The sequence below is a fragment of the Microbacterium sp. NPDC086615 genome (assembly GCF_040686055.1).
Taxonomy (GTDB): domain Bacteria; phylum Actinomycetota; class Actinomycetes; order Actinomycetales; family Microbacteriaceae; genus Microbacterium.
Window position 1 is genome coordinate 63,849 of sequence record NZ_JBFBJJ010000011.1, and the last position, 17,896, is coordinate 81,744.

At 71.6% G+C, this 17,896-nt stretch carries 21 protein-coding genes; 6 read left to right on the top strand and 15 right to left on the bottom strand.

Features of this window, described 5'->3' with window-relative positions; genetic code table 11:
- Positions 1-93: 93 nt before the first annotated feature.
- From AB0O24_RS12320 to AB0O24_RS12345, 6 genes are read right to left on the bottom strand one after another with little or no spacing between them, the layout of a single operon-like run.
- Positions 94-849 (bottom strand): SDR family oxidoreductase, encoded by a 756-nt coding sequence (locus AB0O24_RS12320; protein ID WP_363375235.1) that lies wholly within the window; start codon positions 847-849, stop codon positions 94-96.
- On the bottom strand, positions 846-1,697 hold the full coding sequence (locus tag AB0O24_RS12325) for a fumarylacetoacetate hydrolase family protein (RefSeq protein ID WP_363375238.1): 852 nt from the start codon (positions 1,695-1,697) through the stop codon (positions 846-848). The genes AB0O24_RS12320 and AB0O24_RS12325 overlap by 4 nt, the downstream gene beginning before the upstream one ends.
- A 23-nt stretch (positions 1,698-1,720) precedes the next feature.
- Positions 1,721-2,662 carry a sugar kinase gene (locus AB0O24_RS12330; protein WP_275800573.1) on the bottom strand — a complete coding sequence of 314 codons (942 nt, stop codon included), beginning with the start codon at positions 2,660-2,662 and terminating at the stop codon, positions 1,721-1,723.
- Positions 2,659-3,312, bottom strand: coding sequence for a bifunctional 4-hydroxy-2-oxoglutarate aldolase/2-dehydro-3-deoxy-phosphogluconate aldolase (gene eda / locus AB0O24_RS12335; RefSeq protein WP_275800574.1), 654 nt, complete (start codon positions 3,310-3,312; stop codon positions 2,659-2,661). Before eda ends, AB0O24_RS12330 begins: the two co-directional genes overlap by 4 nt.
- Positions 3,309-4,067 carry an SDR family oxidoreductase gene (locus AB0O24_RS12340; RefSeq protein WP_275800576.1) on the bottom strand — a complete coding sequence of 253 codons (759 nt, stop codon included), beginning with the start codon at positions 4,065-4,067 and terminating at the stop codon, positions 3,309-3,311. The genes eda and AB0O24_RS12340 overlap by 4 nt, the downstream gene beginning before the upstream one ends.
- A complete protein-coding gene (locus AB0O24_RS12345; protein WP_363375241.1) occupies positions 4,064-5,086 on the bottom strand; it encodes an alcohol dehydrogenase catalytic domain-containing protein in 1,023 nt (340 codons plus the stop codon). The genes AB0O24_RS12340 and AB0O24_RS12345 overlap by 4 nt, the downstream gene beginning before the upstream one ends.
- A 208-nt stretch (positions 5,087-5,294) precedes the next feature.
- Between AB0O24_RS12345 and AB0O24_RS12350 the strand changes: the two genes are divergently transcribed.
- Both AB0O24_RS12350 and AB0O24_RS12355 read left to right on the top strand, forming a co-directional pair.
- The gene (locus tag AB0O24_RS12350) at positions 5,295-6,272 is read left to right on the top strand and encodes an aldo/keto reductase (protein ID WP_363375243.1); all 978 of its coding nucleotides are present in this window, start codon (positions 5,295-5,297) and stop codon (positions 6,270-6,272) included.
- Positions 6,269-7,570, top strand: a complete 1,302-nt coding sequence (locus AB0O24_RS12355; protein ID WP_275800582.1) for an L-fuconate dehydratase — start codon at positions 6,269-6,271, stop codon at positions 7,568-7,570. The genes AB0O24_RS12350 and AB0O24_RS12355 overlap by 4 nt, the downstream gene beginning before the upstream one ends.
- A 3-nt stretch (positions 7,571-7,573) precedes the next feature.
- Here the strand turns inward: AB0O24_RS12355 and AB0O24_RS12360 are convergent, their stop codons facing one another.
- Positions 7,574-8,311: a FadR/GntR family transcriptional regulator gene (locus tag AB0O24_RS12360; protein WP_058597079.1), complete on the bottom strand. Its 738-nt coding sequence runs from the start codon at positions 8,309-8,311 to the stop codon at positions 7,574-7,576.
- Between the two features lie 122 nt (positions 8,312-8,433).
- Here AB0O24_RS12360 and AB0O24_RS12365 point away from each other — a divergent pair, with 122 nt between their 5' ends.
- Both AB0O24_RS12365 and AB0O24_RS12370 read left to right on the top strand, forming a co-directional pair.
- On the top strand, positions 8,434-9,306 hold the full coding sequence (locus AB0O24_RS12365; RefSeq protein WP_275800584.1) for an amidohydrolase family protein: 873 nt from the start codon (positions 8,434-8,436) through the stop codon (positions 9,304-9,306).
- A 140-nt stretch (positions 9,307-9,446) separates the two neighbouring features.
- On the top strand, positions 9,447-9,770 hold the full coding sequence (locus AB0O24_RS12370) for an L-rhamnose mutarotase (RefSeq protein ID WP_275800586.1): 324 nt from the start codon (positions 9,447-9,449) through the stop codon (positions 9,768-9,770).
- A gap of 55 nt (positions 9,771-9,825) precedes the next feature.
- Here the strand turns inward: AB0O24_RS12370 and AB0O24_RS12375 are convergent, their stop codons facing one another.
- The 3 genes from AB0O24_RS12375 to AB0O24_RS12385 are packed head-to-tail and all read right to left on the bottom strand — an operon-like array spanning position 9,826 to position 12,744.
- A complete protein-coding gene (locus AB0O24_RS12375) occupies positions 9,826-10,944 on the bottom strand; it encodes an NAD(P)/FAD-dependent oxidoreductase (RefSeq protein ID WP_363375247.1) in 1,119 nt (372 codons plus the stop codon).
- Positions 10,937-11,659, bottom strand: coding sequence for a methyltransferase domain-containing protein (locus AB0O24_RS12380; protein ID WP_275800589.1), 723 nt, complete (start codon positions 11,657-11,659; stop codon positions 10,937-10,939). The genes AB0O24_RS12375 and AB0O24_RS12380 overlap by 8 nt, the downstream gene beginning before the upstream one ends.
- Positions 11,656-12,744, bottom strand: coding sequence for a type III polyketide synthase (locus AB0O24_RS12385; protein ID WP_275800591.1), 1,089 nt, complete (start codon positions 12,742-12,744; stop codon positions 11,656-11,658). Before AB0O24_RS12385 ends, AB0O24_RS12380 begins: the two co-directional genes overlap by 4 nt.
- 419 nt (positions 12,745-13,163) lie before the next feature.
- Here AB0O24_RS12385 and AB0O24_RS12390 point away from each other — a divergent pair, with 419 nt between their 5' ends.
- The gene (locus AB0O24_RS12390) at positions 13,164-13,490 is read left to right on the top strand and encodes a hypothetical protein (protein ID WP_363375250.1); all 327 of its coding nucleotides are present in this window, start codon (positions 13,164-13,166) and stop codon (positions 13,488-13,490) included.
- Positions 13,491-13,607: 117 nt separating this feature from the next.
- Here the strand turns inward: AB0O24_RS12390 and AB0O24_RS12395 are convergent, their stop codons facing one another.
- The 4 genes from AB0O24_RS12395 to AB0O24_RS12410 form a co-directional block, all read right to left on the bottom strand.
- Positions 13,608-14,804 carry a glycosyltransferase gene (locus AB0O24_RS12395; protein ID WP_363375253.1) on the bottom strand — a complete coding sequence of 399 codons (1,197 nt, stop codon included), beginning with the start codon at positions 14,802-14,804 and terminating at the stop codon, positions 13,608-13,610.
- A gap of 226 nt (positions 14,805-15,030) precedes the next feature.
- Positions 15,031-15,594 carry a DUF3618 domain-containing protein gene (locus AB0O24_RS12400; RefSeq protein ID WP_363375256.1) on the bottom strand — a complete coding sequence of 188 codons (564 nt, stop codon included), beginning with the start codon at positions 15,592-15,594 and terminating at the stop codon, positions 15,031-15,033.
- Entirely contained in the window at positions 15,591-16,004 is a 414-nt protein-coding gene (locus AB0O24_RS12405; RefSeq protein ID WP_307385420.1) for a phage holin family protein, read from the bottom strand. Before AB0O24_RS12405 ends, AB0O24_RS12400 begins: the two co-directional genes overlap by 4 nt.
- Complete coding sequence (locus AB0O24_RS12410) at positions 16,001-16,732, bottom strand: hypothetical protein (protein ID WP_363375259.1); 732 nt, start codon at positions 16,730-16,732, stop codon at positions 16,001-16,003. The genes AB0O24_RS12405 and AB0O24_RS12410 overlap by 4 nt, the downstream gene beginning before the upstream one ends.
- 225 nt (positions 16,733-16,957) lie before the next feature.
- On the opposite strand from AB0O24_RS12410, the gene AB0O24_RS12415 reads away from it, so the two are divergent.
- Entirely contained in the window at positions 16,958-17,368 is a 411-nt protein-coding gene (locus tag AB0O24_RS12415; RefSeq protein ID WP_363375262.1) for a MarR family transcriptional regulator, read from the top strand.
- 6 nt (positions 17,369-17,374) lie between these two features.
- Here AB0O24_RS12415 and AB0O24_RS12420 read toward each other — a convergent pair whose 3' ends face one another.
- Positions 17,375-17,716: a hypothetical protein gene (locus tag AB0O24_RS12420; RefSeq protein ID WP_275801053.1), complete on the bottom strand. Its 342-nt coding sequence runs from the start codon at positions 17,714-17,716 to the stop codon at positions 17,375-17,377.
- Positions 17,717-17,896: the final 180 nt, after the last annotated feature.

Here is a 17,896-nt window from a genome sequence, read left to right on the forward strand (position 1 = left end):
GCGGTGGTGCGCGGCTCAGCCACCGGCAGTGAAGCGGTCGGGGCGGGGCACCGACGGACTGAGCCGCCGCGGCGCCCCGCCCCGGACCGCGGACTACTGCGGGCGCACCCGGAGGTGCGTCACGCCGCCGTCGACCTCGAGGGCCGTGCCCGTGGTCGACCCCGACAGCGGGCTCGCGAGGTACAGGATCGCCCCGGCGACCTCGTCGGGCGTGACCATGCGGCCCGTCGCCTGGCGGGCATCGAGGGCGGCCCGCTCGGCGACCGGGTCGGGGAAGTTCTGCAGCATCCGCTCCACGAACGGGGTCGAGACCGTACCCGGGCTGACGCAGTTGACCCGCACGCCCTCGCGCACATGGTCGGTCGCCATCGCGTAGGTGAGCGAGAGGATCGCTCCCTTCGAGGCGTTGTAGACGGCGCGCTGGGGGAGGCCGTTGAGCGCCCCGATCGAGCACACGTTGACGATCGACGCGCGCTCCGAGCGCTTGAGGTACGGGAGTGCTGCGGCGCTCGCGCGGGCGGTCCCGCGCACGTTGATGTTCAGCACGCGGTCCCAGTCGGCCTCGGTCGCCTCCTCGACGGTTCCCACGCAGCTCACACCCGCGCTGTTCACCAGCACGTCGACGCCGCCGAACCGGTTCGCGACGGCGGCCAGGGCGGCATCCACGGAATCCCGGTCGGTCACGTCCGCCCCGAATCCCGTCAGGCCCTCGTCGAGATGGTCGGTGACCAGATCGAGCACCGCCACCCGGGCACCCCGCGCGGCGAAGGCGTGCGCCGTCGCCAGGCCGATGCCCGAGGCTCCCCCGGTCACGACGACGGACAGACCGTCGAACTCGTCGGCGCTCATGCCTGCACCATCGTCTGACGTGCGCGGCCGAGACCGTCGATCTCGAGTTCCACCACGTCGCCGGCCCGAAGATAGGGCATGTCCGGGAGCCCCATGGCCACGCCCGCGGGGGTCCCCGTGTTCACCAGGTCGCCCGGGCGCAGCACCATGAACTGCGACAGGTACCAGACGACGTACGCGACGGAGAAGATCTGCGCGGACGTCGAGCCGTTCTGGCGGACGACCCCGTTCACCGAGAGGCGCAGGCCGAGAGCCTGCGGGTCTTCGATGTCGGATGCCGGCACCAGGTCGGGTCCGAGGGGGTTGAACGTCTCGCAGCTCTTGCCCTTATCCCACTGGCCGCCGCGCTCGAGCTGGAACTCGCGCTCGGAGACGTCGTGCGAGACGACGTATCCCGCCACGTGGGCGAGCGCCTCGTCGGGGGAGGACAGGTACCGCGCGGTCGAGCCGATCACGACCCCGAGCTCGACCTCCCAGTCCGTCTTCGTCGATCCGCGCGGAATGAGCACGTCGTCGAAGGGGCCGACGATGGTCGAGGGGTCTTTCATGAAGACGACCGGCTCGGCGGGCACCGCGGCACCTGTCTCGGCCGCGTGGTCGTGGTAGTTCAGCCCGATGCACACGATCTTGCCCGGGGCGGCGATCGGCGCTCCGACACGGAGGGCGTCGGCATCGGCGAGCGGTGTCAGCTCGCCGCGTGCGGCCGCGGCACGCGCGCGGGCCAGACCGTCGGCGGCGAGGAACGCCCCGTCGATGTCGGCGGTCAGCGGCCGCAGGTCGTACACGGCACCGTCGTGGCGCAGGACGGGGATCTCGGCGCCGGGGTCACCGAGTCGAGCGAAGGTCATGGGTTCTCCTTGGGGTGGATGGTTCAGCGGGTGACGGGGTCGGCGGATGCCGCGCCGTCGAGCTCGGATCGTCGGATGCCGCCCTGCCAGTCGCCGGGATGCAGGCAGGCGTACGCGCCGGCCAGCGATGCCGTGCGCAGGCGGGTCGCGGCGTCGCCGCCGAGGAGGCGCTCGGACAGGTATCCGGCGGCGAACGCGTCACCGGCGCCGACGGTGTCGACGGGGGTGATCGGGACGGCGGCCACGCGATGGAGGTCGCCGTCGACGACCGCGACGGCCCCGTCGCCGCCGAGGGTGACGACGGCCTCGGCGGGACCGGCCGCGGCCAGCGCGCGGGCGAGGTCTTCCGGAGCCGTGTGCGCGTGCAGCATCCGGGCTTCGTCGTCGCTCGCGAAGACGATGTCGGCGCGGGCGATCACGTGCGCGTACGCGGCGACGGCCTCGGCGTGGGCCCAGAGACGGCTGCGGTGGTTCACGGCGAACGACACCAGGGCGCCGGCTGCGCGAGCACGGTCGACCGCGACGACCACGGCGTCGCGCGCCGACTCCGACAGGGCGAGCGTGACACCGGTCACGTGCAGGATGTCGCCGGCGGAGAGGGGAAGCCCGTCGAGGTCGGCGGCCTCGAGACGGCTCCCCGCGCTGCCGCGGCGGTAGTAGTCGACGGTCGTGGCCCCCGCGCGCGGCGTCGACTTGAGCATGAGACCGGTGGGCGCGCCGGTGTCGACCAGGGCTCGGACCTCGACGCCCTCCGAACGCAGGTCTCCCACCACGCGACGCCCCAGAGCGTCATCGCCGACGCGGCCGAGCCACGTCACGGGGATCCCGAGGCGGGCGAGTCCGATCGCGGTGTTCCCCTCGGCCCCGCCGGTCGCGACGTGCGCCTGCGACTGGTGCTCCCAGCCCCCGACACCGGCACCGAGGACGAGCCCCATGCTCTCGCCGAGCGTGACGACGCGGCTCATCGGGCGGACCGTGCGTCGTCGCGGATGCGGGCGCAGTCGGCGGCTGCCGCCGCGATCGCGTCGAAATCGCCGCGCGCGATCGCGTCGCGCGGAACCATCCAGCTGCCGCTCGCCGCGAGCACCCACGGACGACGGAGGTAGTCGCCGAGACTGTCGGGCGAGACGCCGCCGCTCGGCACGAATCGCATACCGGGGAACGGTCCGTGCAGGGCATCGAGGTAGCTCGCGCCCCCGAGGTGCCCGGCGGGGAAGACCTTCACGTCCGTGAACCCGTCGGACAGGGCCCGCTGGACCTCGGTGGGCGTGGCCACTCCCGGCACGACCGCGACGCCGCCGGCGCGCAGCCGGTCGGCGATCGCGGGGTCGTACCCCGGCGTGACGGCGAAGGTCGCGCCCGCGTCGATCGCGGCATCCGCTTGCTCCGTGGTCAGGACGGTGCCCGCGCCCGCGAGGAATCCCTCGATGCCCGCTGTCGCGGCGATCGCGGCGAGACCGGCGGGCGTGCGGAGGGTGAACTCCGCACAGCCGACGCCCCCGTCGCGGAGGGCGAGGGCCAGGTCGTACGCGCGGTCGGCGTCGTCGAGCACCACGACCGGGACGATACCGACGGTGTTGATGCGTTCGGTCAACGATCGTGAAGAGTCCGTCATCGTCCGAGCCATCCTCCATCGACCGGGAGCGTGATGCCCGACACGTAGTCCGAGGCGCGGGAGGCGAGGAACACCGTCGCCCCGGCGAGATCGGATGCCTCGCCCCAGCGCCCCGCCGGGATGCGGTCGAGGATGGCAGTCGAGCGGGCGCTGTCGGCGCGCAGGGCCTCGGTGTTGTCGGTGGCGATGTAGCCCGGCGCGATCGCATTGACGTTGACGCCCTTCGACGCCCACTCGTTCGCGAGGGCCTTCGTGAGCCCGGCGATGCCCGACTTGGCCGCCGTGTAGCCGGGGACGTTGATGCCGCCCTGGAAGCTGAGCAGCGAAGCGGTGAAGATGATCTTGCCCCGACCGCGTTCGAGCATCTGCTGCGCCACGGCCTGCGTGAGCCGGAACTGGCTGCTCAGGTTGATCTGCAGCACGCGGTCCCATGCGTCGAGAGGGTGGACGGCGGCGGGGGCGCGCTCGATCGTGCCGGCGTTGTTGACGAGGATGTCGATATGGCGTCCGGAAAGCTCCGCCGCCAGCGCGTCGACCGCCGACGGGTCGCCGAAGTCGCACGCGATTCCGGTGAAGGAGCGACCGGTGGCCGTCACCGCGCGTTCGATCTCGCTGCCCGACGTCGATTGCGAGGCACTGACCCCGATGATGTCGGCCCCCGCCTCGGCGAGGCCGAGCGCCATCGCGAAGCCGATCCCGCGTCGGGCGCCCGTGACGACGGCGGTCGTGCCTTCGAGGGAGAACAGCCCGCTCATGCCTGGCCTCCCACGTCGACGAGGATCTTCATCGCGCGGCCGGCCTCGAGGTCGGCGAAGGCCTCGGCGGTGGCGCTGAGCGGCACGATGCGGGTGATGAGCAGATCGGTGGGGATCACACCGCCGGCGACGAGCTCGACGGCGGTCTCGAAGTCGGGACGTTGGTAGACGCGCGCGCCGAGCAGGCGCAGCTCGCGCCAGAACATCCGCTGCAGGTCGATCTCACGCGGAGTCGGATGGATGGCGACGACCACGATGGTGCCGCGCACCTTCGCCAGGCCCGTGGCACCGCGAACGGCGGCAGCCGCTCCCGAGACCTCGAACACGACGTCGGCGCCCGCGCCCCCGGTCCATTCCTCGACCACGGCGACCTGGTCGCGCTCGCGGGGATCGAGGGTGGCGAAGCCGAGCTCCTCGATCTGCGCGCGGCGCTTCTCGTCGAGCTCGATCACGAGCACCTCGGCGCCGACATGGCGGGCGACGCACGCGATGAGGACGCCGATCGGGCCACCGCCGATGACCACGGCCTTGTCGCCGGGCGCGAGCTCGGCGCGGCGCACGTCGTGCACGGCGACGGCGATGGGCTCGACGAGGGCGGCGTGATCCAGTGCGATCCCCTCCGGCAGACGCACGAGCGTCTCGACCGGCACGTTCCACAGCCCCTGGAGCGAGCCGGGGGAGTCGATGCCGATGAAATCGAGGTTCTGACAGATGTGCTGGTTGCCGGCGCGGCAGGCGGGGCAGGTTCCGTCCCACGCGAGCGGCATCACGGTGACCCCGTCGCCGACCTCCCATCCTTCGACGCCCTCGCCGAGGGAAGCGATCGTGCCGCTCATCTCGTGACCGAAGACGAGCGGCGTCTGCACCCGCGCGTCCATCGAGCCGTGCAGGATGTGCAGGTCCGTCCCGCAGAGGCCGGTGTAGGCCACGCGGATCTGCACCTGGCCGGGACCGGGAGGGGTGGCATCTGCCTGCCGGACGTCGATCGTGTGATCGCCCACGTAGGCTGCTGTCAACATTGACTCTCCTAAAGATCAGATGACTCTCGCATCCATCATGCACCACAGGTGGTCATATGTCTTGATTTCGCCACCAATGACGGGCTAGGAAGCGGTTTCTATGGCAAGGAGCACGATGCCAAGCCGCGAGGGCGCGGGCGGCGCGCGGTAAATATGTCTCAGTCATCGGATGAATGTCGTGTACGCTCAGCGAGACGAAGGAGGCTCCATGCGAACGCGTGCACTGCGGCACGGAACACCGCTCACCGAGATCGGTCTGGGTGCCGCCCAACTGGGCAACCTCTACCGCGAGACCACCGAGGCCGAGGCGGACGAGTCCGTCGACGCGGCGTGGGTCGGCGGTATCCGGTACTTCGACACGGCCCCCCACTACGGACTCGGCCTGTCGGAGCGTCGCCTGGGGGCGCGTCTCGCGAACCGGCCTCGCGACGAGTTCGTGATCTCCACCAAGGTCGGGCGCGTGCTCGAGTCGAGCCCCGACACCGCGGATCTGCGCGATGACGAGGGCTTCGACGTGCCGCGCGACGTCGTCCGCAGGTGGGACTTCAGTCGCGACGGCATCCTGCGCTCGGTCGAGGACTCCCTGCGGCGTACGGGACTCGACCGGTTCGACATCCTCTACCTGCACGATCCCGACGATCACTTCGCGCAGGCGTCCACCGAGGGCATCGGCGCGCTCATCGAGCTGCGCGAGCAGGGGGTCGTCTCGGCCGTCGGTGCCGGGATGAACGCGGCCGACCCGCTCGCCGAGCTCATCCGGCGCGCCGACATCGACGTCGTGATGTGTGCGGGGCGGTACACGCTCCTCGACGACTCCGCTGCCGCAGAGCTTCTGCCGCTCGCCCAGGAGCGCGGAGTCGGCGTCGTCGCCGCCGGGGTCTTCAACTCCGGCCTCCTCAGCGCCCCGCGTCCGCCGGCGGACGCGACCTACGACTACCAGCCCGCGCCCCCGGAGCTCATCGCGCGGGCGAACGCGATCGCCGACGTCAGCGAGCGCCACGGGGTGACCCTGCCCGACGTCGCGGTGGCCTTCGCCCTGCGGCATCCCGCGGTCGTATCCGTCGTGCTCGGCGCGCGAGGACGCCGCCAAGTGACGCAGAACCTCGATCGCGCCGCCACCCCCATCCCCGACGACCTCTGGCTCGACCTCGCCGAGGCCGGCCTCATCTCCCAGGAAGACGCATGACCACGATCACCGCCGTCACCGCGCACGACGTGCGCTTTCCGACCTCGCTCAGCATGGACGGGTCGGATGCCATGAACAAGGACGGCGACTACTCCGCCGCCTACGTGGTGGTGCACACCGACGACCCCGACCTGAAGGGGTACGGCTTCACCTTCACCATCGGGCGCGGCAACGACCTGTGCGTGGAGGCGGCGCGTCAGCGCGGACTGCCCCTCGTCGGACGCTCGGTCGAAGATGCCGTCGCCGACCTCGGGGGCGTCTACCGCGAACTCGCCTCCGACTCGCAGTTGCGTTGGCTCGGTCCCGAGAAGGGCGTTGTCCACCTCGGCATGGCCGCGGTCATGAACGCCATGTGGGATCTCGCCGCACGGGTCGCCCAGAAGCCCCTCTGGCGCCTGCTGGCCGACATGACCCCGGAGCAGCTCGTCGACGTCGCCGACATGCGCTACCTGTCGGACGCCCTCACGCGCGAGGAGGCCATCGGCATCCTGACCGAGCTCGCTCCCACGCGCGCCGCGCGCATCGCCGAGCTCGAGGGCCGCGGCGGCTACCCCTGCTACACCACGAGTGCCGGCTGGCTCGGGTACAGCGACGACAAGTTGCGGCGTCTGCTGCAGGAGGCCGTCGACGAGGGGTACCGCCACGTCAAGCTCAAGGTCGGGGCGAGCCTCGACGACGACATCCGGCGTCTGCGCATCGCGCGAGAGGTGATCGGGTGGGATGCCAACCTGATGATCGACGCGAACCAGGTCTGGGACGTCCCCGAGGCGATCGAGTGGATGAGCCACCTCGCCGAGTTCAAGCCGCTGTGGATCGAAGAGCCCACGAGCCCCGACGACGTTCTCGGGCACGCCGCGGTGCGCAAGGCCGTCGCCCCGATCGGGGTCGCGACCGGCGAGCACGGGATGAACCGGGTGCTGTTCAAGCAGATGTTCCAGGCCGAGGCGATCGACTTCTGCCAGCTCGACTCCGCCCGCCTCGCGAGCGTCAACGAGATCATCGCGGTCTACCTGATGGCGGCGAAGTTCGGAGTGCCGGTGTGCCCGCACGCCGGCGGCGTCGGTCTGTGCGAGCTCGTGCAGCACCTGTCGATCTTTGACTTCGTGTGCGTGTCCGGGACGCTCGAGAACCGCGTCACCGAGTTCGTCGACCACCTGCACGAGCACTTCGTCGACCCGTGCATCGTCGAGAACGGCGCGTACGTGCTCCCCTCGCTGCCCGGTTACAGCGCCGAGATGTACGACGCGTCTCTGGCCGAGTACACCTTCCCTGAGGGAACGTACTGGGCGAGCCGGTGACGGCTATTGGGCTTCGGGGTCTTCGTCCGCGTGTGCGGCGCTGAACTCCTCGACGCCCAGGAGGTGCACCTGCATGCGGATGCGAGCCCGGGCGGGATCCCGACGGACGAGTTCGTCGAGGATCGCCCGGTGCTCGGCCTGCGTCTCGCGCACCGACCCGCGGTGCGTGATGGCGCGCCAGAGTCGCGCGCGGAACGTGCGCCCCACGAGCGTGTCGATGATGGCGGCCAGCGCGGGATTGCCGCTCGCTCGGGCGATGATGCGGTGGAACTCGGTGTCGGCGTCGATGAAGCCCTCGAGGTCCATGTCGGGCTCGTTCTCGAGGATCGTGTCGACGACCCCGAGCGTCCGGTCGAGCTGCTGCAGCTCCTCGTCGGTGAGACGCGTGGCGGCGAGCGAGACGGTCTCGGCCTCGAGCATTCGTCGCACCGCCAGCAGGTCGGCGGCGTGGGCGGGCTGCTGGAGGTCGGCGAGGAAGCCGAGCGGGCTCAGCAGGGTGCGGGGGTCGAGCGCCGTCACGTACGTGCCGTCGCCCTGTCGCGTCTCGAGGACCCCGAGCGTCGCGAGCGCCCGGACGCCCTCGCGCAGCGAGCCGCGCGAGACGCCGAGTTGCGCCGCCAGATCTTTCTCGATCGGCAGGCGCGACCCGGGACCGAGCTCCCCTCGCGTCAGCATCGTCTTGATGCCGTCGATGACGACGTCCGTCTGGGAACGCGGTGCGGAGACGAAGTCGTCGGTCATGGCGGTCAGTCTACGGACTGCAAGGATTCATCGGAGGAATTCGGCCGATTCCGCTCGAAACACCCCCGTCGGTGGCGAAAACCTCCGATGATGATTGTCCGAACCCGCCCGAGGAGGCACGCATGACCTTTCCCGTGATCGACGCCCATCAGCACGTGTGGGACCCGTCCCGCGCCGAGTACGACTGGCTCACGCCGGACGCCGCCCCGATCGACGGGGTCATGACGTTCGCCGACGTCGCCCCAGAGCTGCGCGCGGCCGGTATCGACTTCACCGTGCAGGTGCAGTCGGCCGACAATCCGGAGGACACGCAGCTGATGCGCGAGTCGGCTGCGGCCCACCCCGAGGTGGCCGGCATCGTCGGGTACGCCCCGCTCGAGGATCCGGAGGCGACGGCTCGCACGCTCGCGTCGTGGGACGGCGACCCGCTCATGGTCGGCGTCCGCACCCTCATCCACAACCAGCCCGACCCCGACTGGCTCCTGCGGCCGGACGTCGACGCCTCCCTGGGGCTGCTGGAAGAGCGCGGTCTGTCCTTCGACGTGGTCGCCGTGCTCCCGCGCCACGTCGAGATCGTCCCACTGGTCGCCGCTCGCCATCCCCGCCTGCGGATGGTGATCGACCACCTCGCGAAGCCGCCGATCGGCGTGAGCGACGGGGCGGAGTGGGGTCGTCTGATGAGTGCCGCCGCGGAGAACGCGAACGTGTACGCCAAGGTGAGTGGACTGTACTCGGCGACGGGCGACAGCTCGGCGTGGACGACCGACCAGATCCGCCCGTTCGTCGACCGGGCTCTCGAGATGTTCGGGCCGCACCGCCTGATGTACGGCGGGGACTGGCCGATCTCGGTCCTCTCCGGCGGGTACACGCGGGTGTGGAACGGTTTGCGCCCCCTCTTCGACGAGCTCGACGCCGACGCCCGCGAGCGAGTCCTGGGGCGCACGGCGGCAGAGTTCTACCGTCTCGACGCGCTCCGGCTGGGCATCGCCGACTGATCTGGAACTCCTCCTCCGGTGGACGAGGTCGTCATTCATATGATGTATCGTCGGGACGAACCTGATGCCGCCGCAGCTGGTCGACCGGCTTCGCCCGGTCACCCCCGTGCCGGTGACCGTGCCGCTTCGAAGGAGAACGAATGAGAAGGTTCGCGTCCGTCATCGGTGTCTCGCCCGAGAACCGCGAAGAGTACGAGCGGTATCACGCCGCCGTCTGGCCCGGTGTGCTCGAGCGGCTCACGCGCAGCAACATCCGCAACTACTCGATCTATCGCTACGGCGAGCTGCTGTTCGCGTACTACGAGTACGTCGGCGACGACTACGAGGCCGACATGGCGGCGATCGCGGCGGACCCCGAGACGCAACGCTGGTGGTCGGTGCAAGAACCCCTGCAGAGCCCCGTGCCCGACCGGCGCGAGGGCGAGTGGTGGCACGAGCTCCCCGAGATCTTCCACCTCGACTGACCCGCGGCCCGGGCGCCGTGTCGCGGCCGGCATCGCGCCCGCGCCAAGGTACGGCTCAGCTGCGGGCGGCCCGATCCCCCTGCATCGCGTACGCGCGCGTGAAGGCGGCGCCGCCCGGCCCGCGGAGGACCGTGCGCAGCGCCGCCGTCTTGGCCGCGTGTGCGGACGGGCCGAGCGCCCGCCCGAGGAACGTGTTGAGCGCGGCCAGGCGGGCCGCGTGCCTCGCCGACGCGAGACGATCGCGCTCCCATCGGGGGAGCCCGTCCGGCGCGTCCGTCCGGAGCCAGCGCGAGAGCAGAGGGGCGAGGGTCAGCGCGTCGAGCAGTCCGAGGTTCATGCCCTGACCGCCGATCGGGCTGACCTCGTGCGCCGCGTCGCCGACGACGATCACGCGGCCGCGCCGGAGCGCGGGAGCCACGGCGCGGCGGACGCGGAAGGTCGTCGCCGCGGGGATGTCGACGTCGAGCCCGGCCCGGTCGGCGACGGCGCGGCGGAGGAAGGCCGTGGCATCCGGGATCTCGTCCGTGCCCGCCCAGGCCACGAGACGACGGTGACCGTCGGGGAGCGGGAATGACTCGAGCACGCCCGCGCGTTCGAGGTGGACGCGCGCGACGGGACCGCCGGGAGCGACGACGTCGGCCATCGCGTACCGGTCGGGGTATCGGTGCGTGCGCACGGCACCGGGTCGGTAGACGAGGTCTCTCCCCGCCCACCCGGATGCCACGACGACGAACCGGGCCCGGATCTCCTCGTCGCCGCGCGGCCCGCTGGCGCGCACCCGCACGGACGCGCCGTCGTCGGCGAGCGCCATGACGGTGACCCCGCGCCGGACCGGCGGAGCGAGCCGGGTGAGGACGTCGACCGTGTCGGCCTGGGGGAGCGCGGCGACGTACGGGTGTCGCGCGCGCAGCCGGTCGAAGCGGATCTCGGCCAGCAGCCGCCCGTCGGCGCGGGCCTCCCCGCGTTCGATGCGCACCGCGCGGCCGAGCAGCTCGTCCGTCGCGCCCGAGGCCTCGAGGTGCGCGAGGGCGGGGGAGTGGATGCCGATGGCCCGCGTCCCCCCGCCGATCGCCGTCCGCTTCTCGACGACGTCGACCTCGACCGCCCGCGCGCGCAGGTCGGCGGCGAGGGCGAGACCGACCGGGCCCGCCCCGACGACGAGGACCTCAGGCATCCGCGCGCCCTCTCGCGACGGCGAGCACCCGGAAGGGCGCGGGAGTCTCGACGTGCCACGGAGAGCCGAGGGCTTCGGCCAGCTCGGGCGCCCGGTGACTGCGGCGGATGGAGCGGAGTCCGTCGACCCGCAGGAAGGTTCCCGCCGACAGCGGCGTGATGCCGACGGCGTACAGCGCGTAGGCGAGCCGGCCGCGGGCGATGTCGCCGTGCAGCACGGGTCCGCGCGACAGTGTGAGCGAGTCGTCGGCGAACCGCTGCAGCGCCCCGGCGTCGAGGTGGTGCAGGACGTGGTTCGAGAGCACGACGTCGAAGCGCTCGCCGGCGGCGATCAGCTCGCGTGACCCCTGTGCGACGAAGCGGACCCCGGGCCGTTCTCTCTCGCGTGCCGCCTCGAGCGCCCGGGGATCGGGGTCGGCCCCCACCCACTCGACGTCGAGGCCGTCGCGCGCGGCGAGGGTCGCGAGGCGCACCACCACGTCACCGCCGCCGCATCCGAGATCGAGAACGCGGGCGGGGCGGCCGAGCGCGCGCAGCTCGGGGCGCACGCGCGAGCGGTACACGTGGCCCCACGCCGAGACGAGCCGGTTCACGAGGTCGAACCGGCGGTACGTCGCGGCGAGGGCGCGGGGGTCGCAGTCGGGGTCGTCCATCAGCTCGGTGAGGGCGGTGTCACGCTCGGCGAGCCCTCGCCACGCTCCCCGTGCGCGGGTCACGAACGGCGCAGCGTCAGACGCGCCGCCTCCACGGTCAGCCCCGGGCCGAAGGCCAGCGCGGCCACGCGGTCGCCGTCGTCGCGCGAGGGCTCGGCGAGGAGGTCGCGCAGGATGAACAGCAGGGTCGCGCTCGACATGTTGCCGTGCGCGCGCAGGACCTCTCGCGAGGGCGCGAGGGCGCCGGCATCCAGATCCAGGGCGGTCTCGACGCGGTCGAGGATGCTGCGGCCCCCGGGATGAACGGCCCACGCGTCGATCCCGTCGAGGTCGCCGATCACGTCGGCGGCGATGCCGACGATCTCTCGGCCGATGATGCGCGGGACCTCGGGCGTCAGCGTCATCGCGAAGCCCGAGTCGCCGACGGTCCACGCCATGTCGCGTTCGCCTTCGCCCGTGAGGTGGGTGGCGAAGCCGTCGAGGTCGAAGCCCTCGTGCCCGGGATCCGCGGATGCCACGACCGCCGCAGCGGCACCGTCGGCGAACACCGAGGCGGCGACGATCTGATCGGGGTGCGACGAGGTCTGCCAGTGCAGAGAGCACAGCTCGGCGCACGCCACCAGCACGACGGCGTCGGCGTCGGCGGCGACGATGCGCGCGGCCAGGCGCAGCGCGGGGATCGCCGCGGCGCACCCGATGAATCCGAGGTGGTACCGCTCGACCGTGGTGGCGAGACCCAGGTCGCGGACGAGCCGGTAGTCGGGGCCGGGCGCGAACATGCCGGTGCACGAGACGGTCACGACGTGGGTGATGGCATCCGGCGTCCGCCCCGACCCGGCGATCGCGGTGCGCGAGGCCTCGGCGAAGAGCGTCGGCGCGGTGCGGCGGTACTCGTCATTGCGGGCGCCGGTCGGGGGCATCAGCAGGGTGTCGCCGTCGCGGACACCGAGGGCTCCGCCGCCCTCGCCGGCGAGCTGGGGGAGGACGACGTGCCGCGTGTCGATCGCCGCCGCGTCGAAGGCCGCGCCGACCAGCCGCTGCGCTTTCCGGTCGAACCCGGGCTGGGCCGCGAAGAGGTCGCGGAGCGTGGCCTGGTCGACGCGCGTTTCGGGCAGGGCCGTGCCGATCGAGAGGATGCGCGCGGTCATGCCTCACTGTAGACACGCTTTCCCGGGTCGGCTGCGGGGATGGCGCGGGTGTCGCCCGCCGTCTATGGTGCGGCGCCCGTCGGAGGGCACGGTGGCATCGACGGGCTCAGCCACCTCGCGTTCCGGCCGGGTCGCCGTCGCGGCGAGGTCCCTGCCGCGTGGAGGTCCCTGAGCCTGTCGAAGGGACCGGCGGCAACCGCGGCGCGCTGCGGCCGCACGTCCCTCGCGGCGGAGGTCCCTGAGCTCGTCGAAGGGACCGGTGGCAACCGCGGCGCGGTCCGGTCGCACGTCCCTCGCGGCGGAGGTCCCTGAGCTCGTCGAAGGGACCGGTGGCAGTCGTGTCCGGAGCCTGTCAACCCGCTCAGCTCGTTCCGCTCGACAGGCCTACGGTGGCCCCTCCCTACGGAAAGGACGCCGCCATGACCGGCCCCCGCCACGACCCGAACCGGGTGTTGAACCAGGAAGCCGTGCAGAACCCGAACCGCAAGGTCTGGCTCGTGGCATCCGGGCTCCTCGCCCTGATCGCGATCGTGCTGTTCGCGTTCTCGGTCCCGATCGTCGCGGCGTGGGCGTGGATCGGCATCGCGTTCCAGGTCGCGATCTTCGCGGCCCTGCTGGTCAACGGCTTCACGGGACGCAAGGGCTCGTACCAGGGGTACCTGTTCGCCGTCCTCCTGTGCGTGCAGGCCGCGGTCGCGCTCCTCGTGATCGTGGTGATCGCGATCGCCGCGTGGATGCCCGCCTGAGCAGCACGGGCGCTCCGCGTGCTGCTCGAGTGTCCGAAACACCCGGACGCCCGCAAAAATCGTCCGGGTGTTTGGGACACTCAGCGCCGGGACGGCACCTCGCGCGACCCGACTCAGTTACGCGGCGAGCGCGTCCCGGAGCAGCAGGCCCGAGATCGCCTCGCGATACTCGTCGACCATCCGGCGTCGGTCGAGACGACCCCGCGCGCGGATCGCGGCTGCGCGGAGCGCGCCGCGGTGGGCGAGAGCGTGCGCCCAGGTGCCGGCGATCGCGTCCGCGTCGCGCGGAGTGACGAGGCCGAAGCCCTCGACGACGCGGGCGGCGTCGCCGACGTCGGTGGTCACGGGGATGGCCCCGGATGCCGCCCCCTCGGCCAGGCAGAGCGGTGAGGCCTCGCCGAAGGCACTGGTGAGCGCCACCACGTCGGCGATCCGGTACAGCTGCGGCATGTCCTCGCGGAGTCCGAGGGCGTGGAGGTGCGCTCCGTCCGGGATGCCGCTCTCGGCGACGAGAGAGGTGAATCCGACGTTGTCGCGAGTCATCCCCGATCCGCACATGACGTAGTGCGTGTCGGGGAAGCGCCGCGCGTGCCGCGCCACCGCCGCGAGGAACAGGCCCGGATCCTTCATCGCGTCGAACCGCGCCGCCAGCAGGACGACGTGTGCCGACTCCGGGATGCCGAGACCCTCGCGGATCCGCCGACGCTCGAACCGCGTCCCCGGCCGGAACCGTCGCGTGTCGATGCCGTTGTCGATGATCCAGGCGTCGCCGGCGGCGACACCGGCGCGGGCGTACGCGTCGGACGTGGAGGCCGCGCACGAGATCGTCGCCGACACGATGCCCGCGGCGGCGGCATCCGTCAGCCATCCCAGAGCCGGTCCGGAGTGGGTGGGGTCGGAGCGGTGCAGGCACGCGGCCGTCGGACGAACGGGGAGCAGGCCTGCCTTGTCGAGCGCGAGGACCAGGCTCAGGGGCTGCTCCTTCAGAGACAGCACGATGTCGGCCTCGTCGAAGAGCGCGGCGGCGTGGTCGAGCTCGGCAGCGCTGAAGGCGTCGGGTGTGATCGGTCGATCGCCGGCGACGCGCTCGAACGCGGTGATCCCGACCCCCGCTTCGCGCAGACGGCGGTAGCGCGTGTCATCCCGGGCGTCCTGCAGGGACGCGTCGCGACGGGCCGCTGAGGTCAGCGACAGGACATGATGCTCTTGATCGCCGGATGCCGCCAGGCTGGCGACGACGTCGGAGTGCAGGATCCGCGCGCCTCCCGCGAAGAATCCTTCGTAGAGCGACAGCACGCGCACGGGTCGAGACATCGGATCGCCTTCCGGGGGAGGGGCGCCGCGTCGTCTGACGCGGTTGTCTCATGCTGAAGGCTCGACCCCGGGTGGCGGGTTACGCCGCGAAGACCATCGTGTGAACGACCGGACACGTCACGAGGCGCCGGATTCCGAGAGGGACCCGGCGCCTCGTTGCAGGGCAGCCGTGGGGCGGGGCGAGCCCGGTGCCCCGCCCCACGGTGTTCTCGGCGCAGCCGCTCCGTCACGCCTCGCGGACGGCGTCTCCGGCGTCCTGCGCGCGATCGCGGACGGTCGACACCGCCTCCGACGAGTCGTCTTTGACGTGCTGCACCGCCTCAGTCGCGCGGTCTTTCACCGCGGCGGCGGCATCCGCGGCCGGTTCTTTGAGATCCTCCGCGATGTCGTGGGCGACGCTCTTCGCCTGCTCGACGAGCGGTTCGGCCTTGTCCTTCGCTTTCGCGGCGGCGTCGCGCTCGGCGCGCGACGGGGGGATGAGCGAGGCGACGACGAGGCCGACGCCGAAGGCCACCAGGCCGACCGCGAGCGGGGCACCCTTCACTTTCTCGGTCGCGTTGTGCGCGGCATCCGCGGCTCCGTGGGCGAGATCGCTCGCAGCCGAGCCTGTGTCGTCTGCAGCACCCATGAGGCGGTCGCGCAGGCCGCCGACGGCGTGGCGCACCTTGCTCTTCTGGCGGTCGACGATCTTCGACGGGGTGACCTTGTCGGCGAGAGCGTCGACGTCCGAGCCAAGCTCGGCTCGCGTGCGCTCGATCTCTGCGCGGATGGCTTCCGGTGAATCGGTCATCGGTTCTCCTCGTTCCTGGTGAATGCTTCCGGGATCTCCTGCAGGGTCGCCGCCGTCTGCGGCACGCCCTGCACCTTCTTCAGTTGTGCGCGGCCGATCGCGAAGAGGATCCCCGCGATGATCGCCCAGAGCACGGCCACGACGACCGCGGACCACGCCGACCCGACGACGAGGGCGAGGGCCGCCCAGAGGGCGATGGAAAGGAACAGCACGACCATCCCGGCCGCGTAGCCCGCCCCGCCGAGCAGCCCGGCACCTTTCGCCGACTTCGAGGCCGAGTCCTTCACCTCCGCTTTCGCGAGCGCGAGCTCCTGGCGCATGAGGGTGGACATGTCGCGCGTGACCTCGCCGACCAGGTCGCCGAGCGAGGTGGTCGCGGCCCGGCGCTCCGAGGGGGTTGCGTCGCTCATCCGTCACCCCGGGCGTCTGTGCCACCGAGGCGGGCGGCGGATTCGGTGTACAGCGGCGGATCGCCACCGTCGACTCCCGCGACGAGGCCGGTGTCGTCGACGACGGCATCCCCCTCGGTCGAGGGGAGAGGAGCCTCGGCTGCCCGCGCGGCGGCATCCGCCTCGGCGAATCGTGGGCCGTCCGCCGTGTCCGACGCGCTCGCGGTGCTCGATGCGTCTCCGGTCGATGCGCCGGCGGCCAGGGCCCGGCTGAGGCGGCCGACGACGATTCCCGCGATCGCGGCCGCCGCGATGAACGTGCCGGGCCGACGCCGGGCGAAACCCGTCACATCGTGGAGGAGCTGCTGGGGATCGCGGTCGCCGAGCCAGGTTCCGACCGTCGACACGTGAGACGCCGCGCGCCGCACGAGTTCGCCCGCGAAACCGCCGTTCTCGTCGGCATCCGCCATCCGCGAGAGGTCGTCGCCCATCGTGCCGAGGCCGACGGCGAGACGCTGCTGCTGGCCGGCTGCCTGGTCGGCGAGCTCTCGACGCGACTGCGACACGAGGTCGGCGACGCGATCCTTGGCGACGCCGGCGACCGCTGCCGCCTCGCGCGCACTCGTCTCGGCGACGCTCTGCGCGGCCTCTCGTGCGGTGGTGGTGACTTCGGACGCCTCGTGCGTAGCGGCATCCATTTTTCCGGGGGCGTCTCGCTCCTCGCCGTCTGACGCGGTGAACTGCGACATGTTCGCTCCTTCCGTTGTCCTGATGGGACTCTCGGTATAGGTGCGATCGACGGGCGCTTCCGATGGCCTTGCGCCCCGCCGTTGCGCGTGCAATGCGCGATCCGGCCCAGTGCTCGTCCGTTCACCCGTCGGCGTCCGCTCACGCGCACAGAGCCGGAATGAGTACGATGTACGGTCGTGTCGTCGTCACCCAATTCGCCATCCGGCTCCGCCCCGGATTCATCGATGGGCCGCGCCCTCCTCGCCTACGGCGAGGCGCGTCGCACGGCGGTCGCCGAGGCGCGGCGCGAGCTGTCGTTGAACGAACTCGACGCTCGCGCGCTGCTCTTCATCGTGGACAACCCGGGCGCTCGACCCTCGGACGTGCGCGACCACCTCGGCATCACGTCCGCCGGCGTGACGACGCTGATCGATCGATTGGTGCAGCGCGGTGCGGTGCGTCGCGACCTCGACACCGAGGATCGTCGGGTGAACCACATCACCGCGATCATCGACCTCGACGCGCACCCCTGGTCGCTGTTGCGCGCTTTCGACCGGTCGATCGAGCGGGCGATCGCGGCACTCGACCCGGATGAGGGCGCACGCGTCGCTCACATTCTCGAACGCGTCGTCGCCGAGGCCTCGCGAGCGGGCTGACGACCCTTACTGCCCCGCGAGGAATGCTTCGGAGCGCGCCTGCAGGAACGAGCAGAGCGCCGAGAGCATCGCGAGCTCTCCCGAGAGGGCGAGCACCTTCCCCGCGGGCAGCGGAGCGGCGTTCTCGCGCGGCTCGAATGTCACGGCCCAGTCCGTCGATCCGGCAGCAGCGCCGGGAGCCACGAAGAACGTCGTCGAAACGCTGCGCAGCTGCGCCGCGATCAGCCCTCGATCCAGATCGTCGTCCAGATCCTGGGGAATGACCCGCAGAATGTCGGCGTCGTGGTACCCCAGGGCATGGAAGTCATCGACCCACGATTGCAGAGTCGCCATGGTGCGAAAGGTCATTTGGCATCCCGTCGATCGATGGCCGCCGGAACGCGAGCCTCACCAATTATGCGACCCGCCGTCTCGGTCGCGGGCCGAGAGACCACGATCGGTGCGCGAGCGCTGCCCAGCGGCCGCCCCCGCTCGTTTCTCGCCACTGACCGGGAACGGTACGGTGAAGGGATTCCCCCGGCATCCTTT